The sequence below is a fragment of the Vibrio sp. J2-3(2022) genome, from assembly GCF_021725735.1.
Lineage (GTDB): Bacteria > Pseudomonadota > Gammaproteobacteria > Enterobacterales > Vibrionaceae > Vibrio > Vibrio diabolicus.
In genome coordinates, this window is the sequence record NZ_JAKKCK010000003.1 from 387491 (window position 1) to 401729 (window position 14239).

At 45.3% G+C, this 14239-nt stretch carries 17 protein-coding genes; 6 read left to right on the plus strand and 11 right to left on the minus strand.

Annotated features, from left to right (window positions below; genetic code table 11):
- Window positions 1-6: 6 nt before the first annotated feature.
- Window positions 7-414 (minus strand): diacylglycerol kinase, encoded by a 408-nt coding sequence (locus L3V27_RS14245; protein WP_074191922.1) that lies wholly within the window; start codon window positions 412-414, stop codon window positions 7-9.
- 107 nt (window positions 415-521) lie between these two features.
- On the opposite strand from L3V27_RS14245, the gene L3V27_RS14250 reads away from it, so the two are divergent.
- From L3V27_RS14250 to L3V27_RS14260, 3 genes are read left to right on the plus strand one after another with little or no spacing between them, the layout of a single operon-like run.
- A complete protein-coding gene (locus tag L3V27_RS14250) occupies window positions 522-1577 on the plus strand; it encodes a glycosyltransferase family 9 protein (RefSeq protein WP_237312127.1) in 1056 nt (351 codons plus the stop codon).
- 35 nt (window positions 1578-1612) lie between these two features.
- Window positions 1613-2380, plus strand: a complete 768-nt coding sequence (locus tag L3V27_RS14255) for a glycosyltransferase family 2 protein (RefSeq protein WP_054867810.1) — start codon at window positions 1613-1615, stop codon at window positions 2378-2380.
- Complete coding sequence (locus L3V27_RS14260) at window positions 2377-3165, plus strand: glycosyltransferase family 2 protein (RefSeq protein ID WP_150916117.1); 789 nt, start codon at window positions 2377-2379, stop codon at window positions 3163-3165. The genes L3V27_RS14255 and L3V27_RS14260 overlap by 4 nt, the downstream gene beginning before the upstream one ends.
- 31 nt (window positions 3166-3196) lie before the next feature.
- Here the strand turns inward: L3V27_RS14260 and L3V27_RS14265 are convergent, their stop codons facing one another.
- The 8 genes from L3V27_RS14265 to L3V27_RS14300 form a co-directional block, all read right to left on the minus strand.
- The gene (locus L3V27_RS14265) at window positions 3197-4132 is read right to left on the minus strand and encodes a glycosyl transferase family 90 (RefSeq protein WP_237312129.1); all 936 of its coding nucleotides are present in this window, start codon (window positions 4130-4132) and stop codon (window positions 3197-3199) included.
- Window positions 4119-4601 (minus strand): pantetheine-phosphate adenylyltransferase, encoded by a 483-nt coding sequence (gene coaD, locus L3V27_RS14270; RefSeq protein ID WP_005395788.1) that lies wholly within the window; start codon window positions 4599-4601, stop codon window positions 4119-4121. The genes L3V27_RS14265 and coaD overlap by 14 nt, the downstream gene beginning before the upstream one ends.
- Before the next feature lie 86 nt (window positions 4602-4687).
- On the minus strand, window positions 4688-5497 hold the full coding sequence (gene mutM / locus L3V27_RS14275; protein WP_237312131.1) for a bifunctional DNA-formamidopyrimidine glycosylase/DNA-(apurinic or apyrimidinic site) lyase: 810 nt from the start codon (window positions 5495-5497) through the stop codon (window positions 4688-4690).
- 102 nt (window positions 5498-5599) lie between these two features.
- Window positions 5600-6076 carry a hypothetical protein gene (locus L3V27_RS14280; RefSeq protein WP_192943668.1) on the minus strand — a complete coding sequence of 159 codons (477 nt, stop codon included), beginning with the start codon at window positions 6074-6076 and terminating at the stop codon, window positions 5600-5602.
- A gap of 275 nt (window positions 6077-6351) precedes the next feature.
- Window positions 6352-6522, minus strand: coding sequence for a 50S ribosomal protein L33 (gene rpmG, locus L3V27_RS14285; RefSeq protein WP_004410866.1), 171 nt, complete (start codon window positions 6520-6522; stop codon window positions 6352-6354).
- 13 nt (window positions 6523-6535) lie between these two features.
- A complete protein-coding gene (gene rpmB / locus L3V27_RS14290; RefSeq protein WP_005384783.1) occupies window positions 6536-6772 on the minus strand; it encodes a 50S ribosomal protein L28 in 237 nt (78 codons plus the stop codon).
- Window positions 6773-7075: 303 nt separating this feature from the next.
- Window positions 7076-7750, minus strand: a complete 675-nt coding sequence (radC, locus tag L3V27_RS14295) for a DNA repair protein RadC (protein WP_237312133.1) — start codon at window positions 7748-7750, stop codon at window positions 7076-7078.
- A 114-nt stretch (window positions 7751-7864) separates the two neighbouring features.
- Window positions 7865-9538, minus strand: coding sequence for a methyl-accepting chemotaxis protein (locus tag L3V27_RS14300; RefSeq protein WP_237312135.1), 1674 nt, complete (start codon window positions 9536-9538; stop codon window positions 7865-7867).
- 193 nt (window positions 9539-9731) lie between these two features.
- On the opposite strand from L3V27_RS14300, the gene coaBC reads away from it, so the two are divergent.
- The 3 genes from coaBC (at window position 9732) to L3V27_RS14315 (ending at window position 12650) form a co-directional block, all read left to right on the plus strand.
- Window positions 9732-10931, plus strand: coding sequence for a bifunctional phosphopantothenoylcysteine decarboxylase/phosphopantothenate--cysteine ligase CoaBC (coaBC, locus tag L3V27_RS14305; RefSeq protein ID WP_065646539.1), 1200 nt, complete (start codon window positions 9732-9734; stop codon window positions 10929-10931).
- Window positions 10932-11102: 171 nt separating this feature from the next.
- Window positions 11103-11693 carry a nucleoid occlusion factor SlmA gene (slmA, locus tag L3V27_RS14310; RefSeq protein ID WP_005395778.1) on the plus strand — a complete coding sequence of 197 codons (591 nt, stop codon included), beginning with the start codon at window positions 11103-11105 and terminating at the stop codon, window positions 11691-11693.
- Between the two features lie 6 nt (window positions 11694-11699).
- Window positions 11700-12650 carry a Kdo(2)-lipid IV(A) acyltransferase gene (locus tag L3V27_RS14315; protein ID WP_237312136.1) on the plus strand — a complete coding sequence of 317 codons (951 nt, stop codon included), beginning with the start codon at window positions 11700-11702 and terminating at the stop codon, window positions 12648-12650.
- 84 nt (window positions 12651-12734) lie between these two features.
- On the opposite strand, the gene pyrE is transcribed toward L3V27_RS14315, so the two are convergent.
- Both pyrE and rph read right to left on the minus strand, forming a co-directional pair.
- The gene (gene pyrE, locus L3V27_RS14320) at window positions 12735-13376 is read right to left on the minus strand and encodes an orotate phosphoribosyltransferase (RefSeq protein WP_005379384.1); all 642 of its coding nucleotides are present in this window, start codon (window positions 13374-13376) and stop codon (window positions 12735-12737) included.
- Between the two features lie 104 nt (window positions 13377-13480).
- On the minus strand, window positions 13481-14197 hold the full coding sequence (rph, locus tag L3V27_RS14325) for a ribonuclease PH (protein ID WP_104971148.1): 717 nt from the start codon (window positions 14195-14197) through the stop codon (window positions 13481-13483).
- Window positions 14198-14239 lie beyond the last annotated feature (42 nt).

Below are 14239 nucleotides of genomic sequence, written 5' to 3' on the forward strand. Positions count from 1 at the left end.
TACCCCCTAGCCTAAATATCGGCTGGTTAATATATACAACCAAGTAAATCCGGCGAACGCCAATGCAACCATAACGGCAGCAGAGCCTATGTCTTTAGCTCGACCACTGAGTTCATGCCGCTCAATACCGATACGATCAACCACAGCCTCAATAGCTGAATTCACAAGCTCTACAATCAAGACTAACACCACGACCCCGATCATTAAGATACGCTCAACCATGCCGACATCCACTAGCCAAGCCAAAATCACAGCGAAACTCAACAGAGCCAACTCTTGTCGAATGGCGGCTTCATGCTTAAAAGCCGCTTTTAATCCTTGGATCGAATAACCCGTCGCTTTAACGATGCGCTTTAGCCCGGTATTACCCGGCTTGCCAGATTCTTGCGATTGATGCGGTGTTATCTTTGACATTGCAGAACACTTATCAGTACTTAGCTATATTCGAGCCGTGTATTTTACATTTATTGGGGATGTCTGCATAATTTACCTGCTTCTATTCATCGAATCAGACAATAATTATGTTCACTTCTGCCCCATCGTCATTATGCATCTTGCGTTTGTCCGCTATTGGAGACGTTTGCAATACCATCGCCACCGTTCAAGCTATTCAGAAACACTGGCCTTCGACCCAGATTACTTGGATAACGGGTAAACTTGAAGCCCAGTTATTAGCCGCCATTGATGGCGTAGAAGTGATTGTTTTTGATAAAAAAGCAGGACTCGATGGCTACAAATCGCTTTGGCGACAGCTGAAAGGCAGAGAGTTTGATGCGCTATTGCATATGCAGTACGCGATTCGAGCGAGTGTCGCGACGTTGGGCATTAAAGCAAAATACAAACTTGGTTTCTCTTCTGATAGAAGCCAAGATTTTCAGACGCTATTTACCAATGTCAAAGTGCCTTCCCCGCAATCTCTGCATGTCGCAGATGGCTTAATGGCCTTTGCCCATCAAATTGGGGTACCAAAGGCAGAACTGGACTGGGTACTTTCTTATACAGACCACGACCAAGCTTGGGCAGAGTCTCATATTTCTCGTAGTAAACCTAACCTGCTGATTGTGCCTGGTGCGAGCAAAGCTTATAAAAACTGGAACGCGGAAGGTTATGTGGATGTGATTCATCACGCCAGAGCAAAAGGCTGGAACGTGATTCTGGCAGGCAGCCCTGCTCAGGTAGAATTGGACCTGGCAGAGACCATTCAATCTCGCTTGGAAGAACCGTGTCTAAATTTAGTTGGACAAAGTTCAATTCTGCAAATGCTTGCGTTAATAGATAAGGTTGAAATGGTCATCGCCCCCGATACCGGACCAGCACACATGGCGAATGCAATGAAAACGCCAATCATCGGGCTCTATGCACACCATAATCCGCTGCGAGTAGGACCTTACCGTTATCTAAAATACGTTGTCTCAGTGTATGAAGAAACGATCTTTGCGGAAACAGGCAAAAACAGTCACGAGTTAAGCTGGCGAACTCGCGCTAAAGATGAAACGGCAATGAACCGCATTACTAACACTCAAGTAATGAGCATGTTCGATCAAGTCTTAGAAGATTTGTATCCTCAATACCAGTAAACTTACTGTCTTGATTTGTTAAGAAGGAAATGACCTTGTCCAAACCAACCTTAGCCGTTGCCTTAATTGTAAAAAATGAAGAGAAGCACTTACAAGCTTGTCTAGACACAGTAAAAGATTGGGTCGATGAGATTGTCCTTCTAGATTCGGGCAGCACTGATCGTACCGAAGAAATCGCCCGACAATACACAGATAAGTTTTACACCAACCTAGATTGGCCAGGATTCGGTAAACAGCGCCAACTTGCGCAGCAATACGTTACGGCAGACTACGTTTTATGGCTTGATGCAGACGAACAAGTCACTCCAGAGCTAAAAGAAAGTATCTTACACGCGGTATCAGCCAATAAGCCGAACGTTTTATACAAGCTTAACCGACTAAGCTCAGCGTTTGGTAAGTTCATCTACCATTCTGGTTGGTCTCCAGACTGGATTGTGCGCTTATATCGCACCGAATATACGCAATATAATGATTCGCTCGTTCATGAAAAAGTTGATGAGAAAAACTATCAAACTGAAAAACTGGATGGTCGACTGCATCACTACACTTACGAGCACCTTCATCATTACATCAATAAAACCACTGGCTACCTCAAGGCCTGGACGGATGAACGTGAAGGTAAAAAGAAATCCGGCTTAACCACTGCAATTGTTCACGCTCTTGCTAGCTTTTTGAAGATGTATGTTCTCAAACGAGGCTTCCTTGATGGCAAACATGGTTTCATTCTAGCTTGGCTAAGCATGCACTCTACTTTTGTAAAATATATCGATCTCTACTTACGTGAACAGGCAAAAAAATCATGAAAACGACTTTAATTATCACCACTTACAACTGGAAAGAAGCATTAAAAGCGGTGTTAGAAAGCGTGAAACGTCAAACCGTTTTGCCTGATGAAGTCATTGTTGCAGATGACGGTTCTCGAGACGATACCAAAGCAATGATCGACCAACTTCGTGACGGCTTTCCCGTGCCACTTATCCATAGCTGGCACGAAGATAATGGCTTTCAACTTTCGATGAGCCGCAACCGTGCTATCGCAAAAGCATCAGGTGACTACCTCATCATGATTGATGGCGACATGGTATTGTCTCAAACGTTTATTGAATCACATAAGCAAGTCGCAAAGCCAAATTGGTTTGTACAGGGTGGACGTGTGTTAACGGATGAAAACTGCAGCAAGGCCATCATGGAAAACGGCTTAGTACCTTCTATCTTCAGCAAAGGCATTCGCAATCGTAAAAACTGCATCACCAACGCTTTGCTATCGAAATGGTTCTCTTACGAGCGCAATAACGATAAAGCCACTCGCGGTTGCAACATGGCGTTTTGGCGACAAGATGTCATCGAGGTGAATGGCTTCAACCAAGATTTTGTTGGATGGGGACGCGAAGACAGCGAGTTTGTTCATCGCATGTTGAATGCGGGTAAGTCACGTCTTTACCTAAAATTCGCAGGTGTAGGCTACCACTTGTACCACGTAGAAAACTCTCGTGCGTCACTCGGACAAAATGACGAGATTTTAGAGAACACCATTAAAAACAAGCTTAAACGCTGTGAGAATGGTGTTGAACAATTTCTAGAAGCTTAAGATTATAAAAAAGGGGCGAAACGCCCCTTTTTTATTGTTGCTGAGATAAAGCGAAGTACTTATCGGCAACCATCAATGAGATCAAACGCTCTTTACGTTTATCTTTGAACTGCTCAACCCACTGGTGCGCATTTTCAATGATCGCTAATGCTTCTTGCTCATTCGCTAGATAATAGTCCATCTTTTCGGGCAAATCCGAATAGTCATCCTTCACTTCAACATAGTGGACACCAGCCTCTAACTTACCTTCCATAAACCAAGTCTCATATTTTGGCTTTGACATAATAACCAAGGAGTTAGACGACATAGCCCACTTAAGGTTGGTGGCCACATCATTGCCTTCTATACACAACAAGAACTTGTATTGAAGTTGCTCCTCAATGCTCATAAAGCCTTTTTCCCAAGGCTGCCCTTCTACCGGGCGGGTCTGGCCAATGTTGCATTGCGGATGGTTGTAGAACGCATGAATCACCTTTTGACGATGATGCTGAAAACCCACACCACGCCAAGCGACCATGTCCTTTTTATCTTGATAGCGAATAGGATCATCAACAAATTTAAAATGACGAACTTGGTTGAGTTTCAATACCACTGAATTTTGGTTGCTACCAAAAATAGGGCGGCTTTTTATAAAGCTCGGTACATTGGGAATGTGTGTAACATCACCGTTGATGTAGTTAAACGCAAAACTGGAAGGGAAATAGCGTACAACTTGGCGAAGATCGAAAAAATACGTCCAACCTTTCGTTTTTTTGAATGTATCGACAGTCGCGTAACTTTGTTCTCGGCTATCGACTGAAAACGGCGTTTCACACTTGTTGTAATAGTTCATCCGCTCAAGGCAGAGTTGCTTCTCGGCTTCAGTTAAATTCGAAAGTAAACGCTTTGCTTGTGCTCGATATACAAAACGAGGGATAAGTATCGAGAGAGCGTTTGAGAAATAATAAGGGAATTTACTGTCTTTCATTCAGTTTTTCCCCAATCGCGATGGCTACTGGCTTGGGAACGAACTGATCGATACTTCCGCCATGAATGGCCACTTCTCTCACGATAGTCGACGATAGAAATGCAAACTCTTCTTCAGGTGTCAAAAATACACTTTCGATACCTGGTAATAGCTTTCGGTACATGTTGGTCAGTCCAAACTCGTATTCAAAGTCTACCGTTGTTCGCAAACCACGAATAAGAACCTTAGCTTGCTCATCTCTCGCGAAATCCACTAATAACCCAGAGAACCCCTTTACCGTCACACCAGGTAAATGCGCTACAACGTCCTGCATCAGTGCAACGCGCTCTTCCAATGAAAACATGGTGTTCTTCGATGGGCTTGCGGCTACGCCAATCACAACCTCATCAAACATTTCGTGAGTACGTTCTATTAGATTGAGGTGACCATTAGTCACTGGATCAAAAGTGCCCGGATAAATGACTTTCATATAATTTACTAAGTTATTCGAAACTGATTGAATTATTGAGGCTCTAGCGCAAGATTACAACAACTTAAGCTCGATATTAGCTCGTCTTACTTCTGACACTCACCACAAAAGAAGGTATTACGCTGCCCTATTTTTAGCTCTTGAAGTCGTTCGCCGCATTCTGGGCATGGCTCTCCGGCTTTTCCGTAAACTAATAACTCTTGTGCAAAGTAACCCGGCTTTCCATCGGCTTGCGCAAAGTCTTTCAGCGTAGTCCCACCTTGCGTAATGGCAATCTCAAGTGTCATTTTGATATTTTCAACAAGTAACCCCCACTCTTGAGAAGTTAGCTTACCTGCAGGCCTTGAAGGGTGAATTAGAGATTTAAACAACGACTCATTCGCGTAGATGTTCCCGACACCAACCACGACTTTGTTGTCCATGATGAACTGCTTGACGGCGACACGCTTATTTTTAGCTTTCTCCGCTACATATTCCGCATTGAACTCTTCAGTTAAAGGCTCAGGCCCCATGTTTGCTAGTACAGCATGTGACTCGCCAGGAGCACACCACAGCCATGCCCCAAAACGACGCGGATCGTTATAACGCAGTATTTTTCCACTGCTTAGTTTGAGATCCACATGATCGTGCTTTGCTGGCGGAAAGTCGGCATCTAGGACACGTAAAGACCCAGACATGCCCAAGTGAACAATGGCTGTACCTGTGTTTGTCTCGATCAGTAAGTATTTCGCACGACGGCTAATCGCACGGATCACCTGCCCTTCCAATTTTTTAAGCTCTATAGGAATATCCCAGCGCAATTTAGGCGTTCGAAAAGTAAACGACTGGATCGTTTGTCCAACCATGTGGGGGCTAATTCCCATACGACTGACTTCAACTTCTGGCAACTCAGGCATTAGATTCTCCAATTCACCGGCTAATAGTTCTCGCTGCTAGCATACTCGAAAAGAAAAACGATAAATAGAGAAGCTTATTAGGGGTATAGACGCAAAAAGGCTTTACTCTGGCATAAGGTAGTTTTCATCGACGGAGATAGCGACCCATTTGTCTTGCCAAGTTTTAAATAGCCAAAAATCAGGTAAACGAAAGAAAGTCACCCGCTGCGGCTCTTCGAGATCCTGATACCAGACTTCTACCGTTTCAGGTATCGTCAGGTTAGGTTTTAAATGATCGAACTGTTCCGAGGTAAGCTCGGTCCCTTCCAATGATTGCCAGCGTGATACAAGTTCACTGATCGGTGCATCGACTTTGATGTTGGATTGCCATCGTCCATCATGCAGTTCGAATTCCCAGCCACTATAGTACAAAGACTCCACTGTATAGTCGGAGCGAAGTACATTTGGGTAAGGGTCTGCTTGATCTGTTAATAGGTAAGTTTTGATCCACATCGGCGCATTTAAGATCACTATAAACGCGATAATGCCCAGAATAAGAATATTGTTCCATCGGCGGCGACGAGCCGGACTCACACGCATAACCATCTCTACTCTCTTATAGTTATGAGTAAACTACCAAAGACTATTGATCTTGACTAGAACAACGGTGTGCAAGTGTGTAGAGAAGTGGTGACTAGGCGACAGAGAGCGAACAATCAAAAATTCAAGTATAGAGTCGGACCAGTAAAATGACTTCAGCAGTGCTTTATAATCCGATGACGTACTGAACACTTTTCTTCAGCACTTTTCTTTAGGTAATAAAAAACCCAACTCGAAAGCTGGGTTTTTCAATTCGTAAAAGAGTCAGAAACCAATTATTTGATTTTTGCTTCTTTGTACATAACGTGCTGGCGTACAACTGGATCAAATTTCTTGATCTCAAATTTGCCTGGCATGTTACGCTTGTTCTTATCAGTTGTGTAGAAGTGGCCAGTACCTGCAGAAGATACTAGACGGATTTTCTCACGAACGCCTTTCTTTGCCATTGCTTATTTCCTCTTAAACGTTTTCGCCACGTGCACGCATGTCTGCAAGAACAGTATCGATACCTTTCTTGTCGATGATGCGCATACCTTTAGCAGATAGACGTAGTTTAACAAAACGTTTTTCGCTCTCTACCCAGAAACGATGAGTTTGTAGGTTCGGCAGAAAACGACGCTTAGTAGCATTTCGTGCGTGTGAACGGTTGTTACCCGTTACTGGACGCTTACCAGTTACTTGGCATACTCGTGACATGAATGTCTTCTCCAAAATCGTTTCAGCTCGATATCAACCTTGGTGGCCGAACCTCTCTATCTCGCGAAAAGAAGTTAGAGGTTAAGAACCGCTATGGAAAATCCATACAAGGCTATCAAAGGTCGCGCATTATACTAACTTGATATGCATTGCTCAAGACCCGAACAGATCCTTTTTACAGGTTTTCGTGATCTTTTTTTAGACAGCAGGTTTTTTCTAGCAGTCCAAGCTGAATTCAGTTTAAAATTTAGTGGCGAGGATAATAGCAGATTTTTTGCAACTAACAACCTAAAAAACGCACAGTTATATCCACCCTCTTTCAGCAAAAGAAACACTTTCTCCATCGCCGATGACGAAATGGTCCAAAATACGAATATCCACCAACGCGAGCGCGTCGATTAAACGGCGAGTAATTCTTCTATCAGCCTGGCTCGGTTCAGCTACGCCGGAGGGATGATTGTGGGCTAATATCAAAGCGGCGGCGTTGTGATGTAGGGCTCGCTTCACCACTTCTCGCGGATAAACGGAGGCCGCATCCAGTGTCCCTTCAAATAAAACTTCATCTTTTATTACCCGATGCTGGTTATCGAGAAAAAGGATGTAAAAAGCTTCCCTTTGCCGATCTCTTAAAATAGAAGAAAGATACAGTTTGGTTAGCTCAGGGCTGGTTAAAGCATCACCCCGCTTTAACGTTTCAGCCAAATAACGTTGCGTCATTTCAAGTACCGCTTGCAACTGAACATACTTGGCTTGCCCCAATCCTTTGTGACGACAAAACTCTTGCTCTGATGCTGAAAATAGTTGTCTGAGCGAACCAAAGTCTTGAATAAGGAAGTCTGCAAGCTCAATCACGTTCATTCCGCGGGTGCCTGTGCGCAAGAAGATGGCCAGTAGCTCAGCATCGGTCAATGCTTGCGGTCCTCGTTGCAACAACTTCTCTCTGGGCATGGACTCAGTTGGCATAGCTTTCAGTATCATCTGATGTCTCTTTATATGGAAAGTGCCCCTATTCCACAAAATAAAAAGCGAAAGTCGAGTATGACTTTCGCTTTCTTCGTACCATCAGTGCTTTCAATGCAACTTAACAGTTCATCAGAGTTTAAAGTTGCCAACCAAGCCGTGAATTTCTGTTCCAGATTGTGATAGCTGCGTGCTGATTGACTCGGCATGCTGCAACGTCTCATTAATGTTGTTCACAATCTGTTGAATAGCCACTAAGTTTTGGTTGATGTCTTCTGCAACCGCACTTTGCTCTTCGGCAGCAGACGCGGTTTGAATACCCATATCTCGAATTGTTCCGATAGAATGATGAACACTAGAAAGAGATTGCTGAATGAGCGCCGATTCTTCCGCCGTTTTTACACCTCGTTTTTGGCTCACCGACATCGTACTGACCGCTCTTGATACACCATTTTGTAGCTGCTTAAGCATGTCACCAATTTCATGAGTACTATTTTGCGTACGACTGGCTAGCGAGCGAACTTCATCCGCAACGACGGCAAACCCTCGGCCTTGCTCACCGGCTCTAGCCGCTTCAATCGCCGCATTTAGGGCCAACAAATTCGTTTGCTCGGCTATCTCGCCAATCACATCCAGCACTTTGGTTATTTTTTCGGTTTGTAAACTCAACTCAGAAATTGCATCTGACGTACTGTCTATCTCCCTCACTAGCTCGGTAATGCCTTCAATTGCTTGTTCCACTTCACGCTGAGCTTCGGTAACTTGACTGTTGGCATCCTCAATCGCCTGCGCGGTCGCATTGGTATTGCTGGCTACTTCTTTGGCTGTCATACTCATTTGTGTCACTGCCGTCACGACTTTGTCCGTCTCTAAACAGTGATCCTGCATTTGACCGCTCGCTTGGCTGGTCTGAGTGTTCAGGCTTTGAGAAACGGTCTGTACTGTCGTCGCAGAGCGGTGGATATCCTGCATCAGTGGGTGCAGCTTATCCATAAACTCATTAAACGCGGCCGCCACTTCACCGACTTCATCCTGACTTTCGACTTTTAAACGAGCCGTTAAGTCACCGCCGCCTGCGGCTACATCTTTCAATGACGCCGCGACATGTTGTAATGGCTGAATGCCTTTCGACACCACGATACTGGTGAGAATACTGGTGATGATCAACCCAACAACGGAAATCAACACGGCAGATAACGTATGCTCTTTTAGCTCTTGAGTCTTTAACTCTCTGTGCATCGCAACTTGCTGGTCGATGTCATCAATATAAACACCAGTGCCTAAAACCCAGTCCCATTTCGATAAATATTCTGCATAGCCTAGCTTAGGCGCTTGTGCGTCAATGGTCGGTTTGTGCCACGAGAAATAGAGGAACCCATCCCCTTTTTGAGAAGCATCAATCAAGCCCGCGATAACTGCGACCCCATTTTCATCTTTTAAGTCGTAAAGGTTTTTACCCTCTAAAGAAGGTTTGATGGCATGTAACGTATTCACACCTTGAGAGTCGTAGGCAAAAAAGTAACCATCGCTTTCAAAGCGCATGGCTTTCAGAATTTCTTTTGCTGCCTCTTTATTACTTCCATTTACATCCGTGTCGTATAACGGTTTTATCGCCGTCACACCCATCATCATGTAGGCTTGTAACTCTTTCTTTTTCGTTTCGATGAGCTCTTGCCTGTCTCTTGCCAGCTCCGCTTCCAAACTTTTACTGCTGTTGATGTAATACACCACTGAGATCAACGTAGTGATCAACAACAACGGAATTAGGGTTATCAGCAGCAATTTGTTTCGACTTTTCAACACCATGGTTTCCAGTACCTCTTTTTCTTTTCAGACTTGCAAACTCCGCGCAACTTGTCTGTGAGGTAGGCGAGAATTTTCCCTTCCTCGGTCAGATTAATACTCTGGAGTTTGATGTGAATTATCTTCTCGTTATATATGCTCGGGCGGTCAGACTTTGAATTGTGTTAAAATCCGGTCATCAAATTGGAGATCTCACATGCAAACACTAGCAGGAAAGAAAATTCTACTCGGCATCAGTGGCGGTATTGCCGCGTATAAATGTGCGGAGCTAACCCGTCGCCTCATAGAGAGAGGAGCGCAAGTTCAAGTGGTAATGACGAAAGCAGCAAAAGAGTTCATTACCCCTTTAACCATGCAAGCCGTTTCGGGCCGTCCTGTCTCAGACAGTTTATTAGACCCAGCAGCGGAAGCCTCTATGGGCCATATTGAATTGGCCAAGTGGGCAGATTTAGTGCTATTAGCGCCAGCGACTGCGGACTTAATCGCGCGCATGTCTGCAGGTATGGGGAACGATTTGCTTACCACGCTCGTGCTCGCGACGGATTCCCCTGTTGCTGTTTCTCCTGCGATGAATCAACAGATGTATCGCAATATCGCAACCCAAGAGAACATCGCAACATTAGCGCGTCGCGGTATGCACATCTGGGGCCCAGCTGCAGGAGAGCAAGCCTGTGGCGATGTGGGCCCAGGTCGAATGCTGGAACCAATGCAGCTAGTACATCTATGTGAACAGTTCTTTCAGCCAAAATTGCTAGAAGGTAAGTCGATACTCATTACCGCCGGGCCAACTCGCGAAGCGATTGATCCAGTGCGTTACATTACGAACCATAGCTCCGGGAAAATGGGCTATGCATTGGCGAGCGCCGCAGCGCAGATGGGAGCAAAAGTCACCCTCGTGAGCGGTCCTGTCAGTTTAAATACGCCCGTAGGTGTTGAGCGCATTAATGTTTCCAGTGCACAAGAGATGCACGAAGCCGTTATGACACACGCAAACAAGCATGATGCGTTTATTAGCTGCGCTGCTGTTGCCGACTACCGCCCACAAACGATCGCGTCTCAAAAGTTGAAAAAGACGGAAGACAATGACGAAATGGTCATTAATATGGTCAAAAATCCTGATATTGTTGCTTCTGTAGCAGCAATGACGGAGAAGCGTCCGTTTACCGTCGGTTTTGCGGCTGAAACCAATGATGTAGAGACCTATGCTCGAGGCAAGTTAACAAAGAAAAACCTCGATATGATCTGTGCGAATGACGTTTCGGTTGCAGGGCAAGGATTTAACAGCAACGACAACGCGATTACCCTGTACTGGCCTGAGGGTGAACTTGCGCTCGCTTTAGAATCAAAAGAAGCATTGAGCTTTAAAATTCTCGAAAAAATGCATCACTTGATGTAACTAACGTTTGAAAACCCTGCCAACTTTTCACAAAAGCTGGCATAAATTTGGTACAAACATGACAACTAAGGGTGTTAAATCTCCCATTCCACCCTTAGTGGTCTAGTTTGAGGCGAAATAGCGTCTTATAATCCCCTCCGCTCAACTTTGTATTTTGAAAGGAAGTAACTAATGGCCGGCAGTAAAAAATCCAACCGTCGTGAAGAGATCTTACAAGCATTGGCAGAAATGCTTGAATCAACAGAAGGCGCTTCACGCATTACTACGGCAAAACTGGCCAAGCAAGTCGGCGTTTCAGAAGCCGCGCTGTATCGTCACTTCCCAAGTAAAGCGCGCATGTTCGAAGGGTTGATTGAGTTCATTGAAGAAGCCTTGATGACACGTATCAACCGTATTCTAGACGACGAAAAAGATACTCTAGAGCGTATTCGTATGGTGATGCACCTGATTTTGGCGTTCTCTGAACGTAACCCTGGTCTGACACGCATTTTGTCGGGCCATGCTCTAATGTTTGAAAATGAACGCCTACGTGAACGCATCAATCAACTCTTTGAGCGCATAGAAACACAATTGCGCCAGATCCTGCGTGAACGTAAGATTCGTGAAGGGAAGTCTTTCCCTGTCGAAGAGCGCATTCTAGCCGCGCAAATTCTGGGACAAGTTGAGGGTAGCCTAAACCGCTTTGTGCGTAGCGACTTTAAATACCAGCCGACTGCAAACTTTGACGAGTACTGGGCGCTTTTGAGTGCACAAATAAAGTAAAAGACTATGAGTAAAGACAAATACACGCAGCCCGAGTTTTCTCTTTCACTTCTTCACCCTCGTAACTGGGGCGTATGGCTTGGTTTTGGTCTGTTGGCCATCCTCGTCAATATTCTTCCTTATCGGCTGCTGCTTTCATTAGGTCGTTCACTCGGTAAACTTGGCATGCGCTACGGTAAAAAGCGTGTCCACGTTGCTCAACGTAACTTAGAATTGGCCTTTCCAGACAAAACACCTGAAGAGATTCAACATATTGTTGAAGAGAACTTCAAAAATACCGGTATGGCACTCATAGAAACCGGGATCACTTGGTTCTGGCCGACTTGGCGCTTTAAAAACCTGATCGTCGAGAAAGATCTCGGCGCACTGCGTGAAAAAGCCAAAGAAGGTAAAGGCGTCCTACTTTGTTGTGTTCATGCGCTTAATCTAGAGATCACTGCACGTGCTTTCGCCGTGCTCGGCGTGGCCGGGTACGGTGCGTTTCGTCCGCATAATAATCCTGCTTATAACTTTATCCAGTATTGGGGACGGACACATAACGGCAATAAATTGATTGATCGTAAAGATGTGAAAAAGATGATTCGTGTATTACGCAGTGGTGAGCGTCTGTTCTATCTGCCGGATCACGATTACGGTCGAAAAAAATCTGTATTTGTGCCCTTCTTTGCCGTAGACGATGCGTGTACGACAACTGGTACAAGCATTCTGGCGTATACCTCAAAATGTGCGATCATCCCAGGCTCAGGGTTTCGCAATGGTGAAGGGAAATACGACATCATCGCCGATAAGTGCATTGAAGCCGACTATCCACAAAAAGACGAAGTCGCCGCCGCCGCTTATATGAACAAGTATGTGGAAGAGGTCATTCTACGCGCTCCAGAGCAATGGATGTGGCTCCATAAACGCTATAAAACCATGCAAGATGAGCATGTCGAGAAAAGCATTCGCTATAAGTAAGTGGTCAAGGCGATGAATCCAAAAACAAAAAAGGGCAGATGGATATCCATCTGCCCTTTTTACTTTTTCAGAAAAAGTAACCAATTAAATGCCGTATTCTGCGCGGTACGCTTTGACTGCTTCTAGATGCTCTTTGTCTGTGCCTTTCTCTTCAAGGAAAGTCACAAGGTCAGTCAGGCTAACGATTGAGATGATTGCACAACCAAAGTCACGCTCTACTTCTTGGATCGCAGACAACTCACCTTTGCCTTTTTCTTGGCGGTCAATCGCAACCAACACACCAGCAAGGTCTGCACCATTTGCTTGAATGATTTCCATCGATTCACGGATTGCCGTACCCGCCGTAATCACGTCGTCCACCAGCATGATGCGACCTTCTAACGCAGAGCCTACAAGGTTACCGCCTTCGCCGTGATCTTTCGCTTCTTTACGGTTGAAGCAGTAAGGCGTGTCGATATCGTGGTGATCCGCCAGCGCGACTGCCGTTGTCGTTGCAATAGGAATACCTTTGTACGCAGGGCCAAACAGTACATCGAATTCAATGCCAGAATCAGCGAGCGCGGCTGCGTAAAAACGGCCTAGACGTGCGAGATCACGACCAGTATTGAAAAGACCAGCGTTAAAGAAGTACGGGCTTTTACGGCCAGATTTCAAAGTAAACTCACCAAACTTAAGAACTTCTTTCTCAAGTGCAAACTCAATAAACTCACGCTGGTATGCTTTCATTATTTTCTCTCTATGTCCTTGGTTTCTTGTGTCTCTTCTCGACAATCATTCATTTCTCTATTGTCGAGATAAAAAAATAGCCCCCATAATGGGAGCTATCTAAATCAATTGGCTAACGCCGCCTTCTGCGCTGCGACAATTTCCGTAATGCCGATTTTCGCCGACTCGAGCAATGCCATCAGCTGTTCGTGACTGAACGGTTCACCTTCTGCGGTGCCCTGAATTTCAATCATCTTACCTTCTTCGGTCATTACCACGTTCATGTCTGTGTCTGCCGCTGAATCTTCAACGTATTCAAGATCACACAATACTTCATCGCCTAGCAAACCAACTGAAACTGCCGCTACGTGGCCTTTCATTGGATTCGCTTTTAGCTTACCGCTATCCACTAGGTGTTGGAACGCATCGGCCATTGCAACACTTGCGCCGCTGATCGATGCAGTACGCGTACCACCGTCAGCTTGGATAACGTCACAGTCAACGGTGATCATGAACTCACCCATGGCTTTTAGATCGACAACGGCACGTAGGCTTCGCGCGATAAGACGCTGAATTTCCATCGTACGGCCGCCTTGTTTGCCACTTGCCGCTTCACGACGAGTACGAGAATGTGTTGCTCGAGGTAGCATGCCGTATTCAGCTGTAACCCAGCCTTTACCTTGGCCTTTTAGCCAACGTGGCACAGATTCTTCTACGGTCGCATTACACAACACTTTGGTGTTACCGAACTCAACTAGCACTGACCCTTCAGCGTAAGCTGTGTAGTTACGAGTAATTTTGATAGGGCGAACTTGATCCGCCTTGCGATCGTTTGGACGCATGGGCATCTACCTTAAATATGAGGAGAAGACGATTTGGTTGGG

Bases quoted from the DNA above. Each gene is read 5' to 3' on its own strand.
- L3V27_RS14245 (WP_074191922.1), bottom strand. From the start codon at position 414: ATGTCAAAGATAACACCGCATCAATCGCAAGAATCTGGCAAGCCGGGT.
- L3V27_RS14250 (WP_237312127.1), top strand. From the start codon at position 522: ATGTTCACTTCTGCCCCATCGTCATTATGCATCTTGCGTTTGTCCGCT.
- L3V27_RS14260 (WP_150916117.1), top strand. From the start codon at position 2,377: ATGAAAACGACTTTAATTATCACCACTTACAACTGGAAAGAAGCATTA.
- L3V27_RS14265 (WP_237312129.1), bottom strand. From the start codon at position 4,132: ATGAAAGACAGTAAATTCCCTTATTATTTCTCAAACGCTCTCTCGATA.
- coaD (WP_005395788.1), bottom strand. From the start codon at position 4,601: ATGAAAGTCATTTATCCGGGCACTTTTGATCCAGTGACTAATGGTCAC.
- mutM (WP_237312131.1), bottom strand. From the start codon at position 5,497: ATGCCTGAGTTGCCAGAAGTTGAAGTCAGTCGTATGGGAATTAGCCCC.
- L3V27_RS14280 (WP_192943668.1), bottom strand. From the start codon at position 6,076: ATGCGTGTGAGTCCGGCTCGTCGCCGCCGATGGAACAATATTCTTATT.
- rpmG (WP_004410866.1), bottom strand. From the start codon at position 6,522: ATGGCAAAGAAAGGCGTTCGTGAGAAAATCCGTCTAGTATCTTCTGCA.
- rpmB (WP_005384783.1), bottom strand. From the start codon at position 6,772: ATGTCACGAGTATGCCAAGTAACTGGTAAGCGTCCAGTAACGGGTAAC.
- radC (WP_237312133.1), bottom strand. From the start codon at position 7,750: ATGATACTGAAAGCTATGCCAACTGAGTCCATGCCCAGAGAGAAGTTG.
- L3V27_RS14300 (WP_237312135.1), bottom strand. From the start codon at position 9,538: ATGGTGTTGAAAAGTCGAAACAAATTGCTGCTGATAACCCTAATTCCG.
- coaBC (WP_065646539.1), top strand. From the start codon at position 9,732: ATGCAAACACTAGCAGGAAAGAAAATTCTACTCGGCATCAGTGGCGGT.
- slmA (WP_005395778.1), top strand. From the start codon at position 11,103: ATGGCCGGCAGTAAAAAATCCAACCGTCGTGAAGAGATCTTACAAGCA.
- L3V27_RS14315 (WP_237312136.1), top strand. From the start codon at position 11,700: ATGAGTAAAGACAAATACACGCAGCCCGAGTTTTCTCTTTCACTTCTT.
- pyrE (WP_005379384.1), bottom strand. From the start codon at position 13,376: ATGAAAGCATACCAGCGTGAGTTTATTGAGTTTGCACTTGAGAAAGAA.
- rph (WP_104971148.1), bottom strand. From the start codon at position 14,197: ATGCGTCCAAACGATCGCAAGGCGGATCAAGTTCGCCCTATCAAAATT.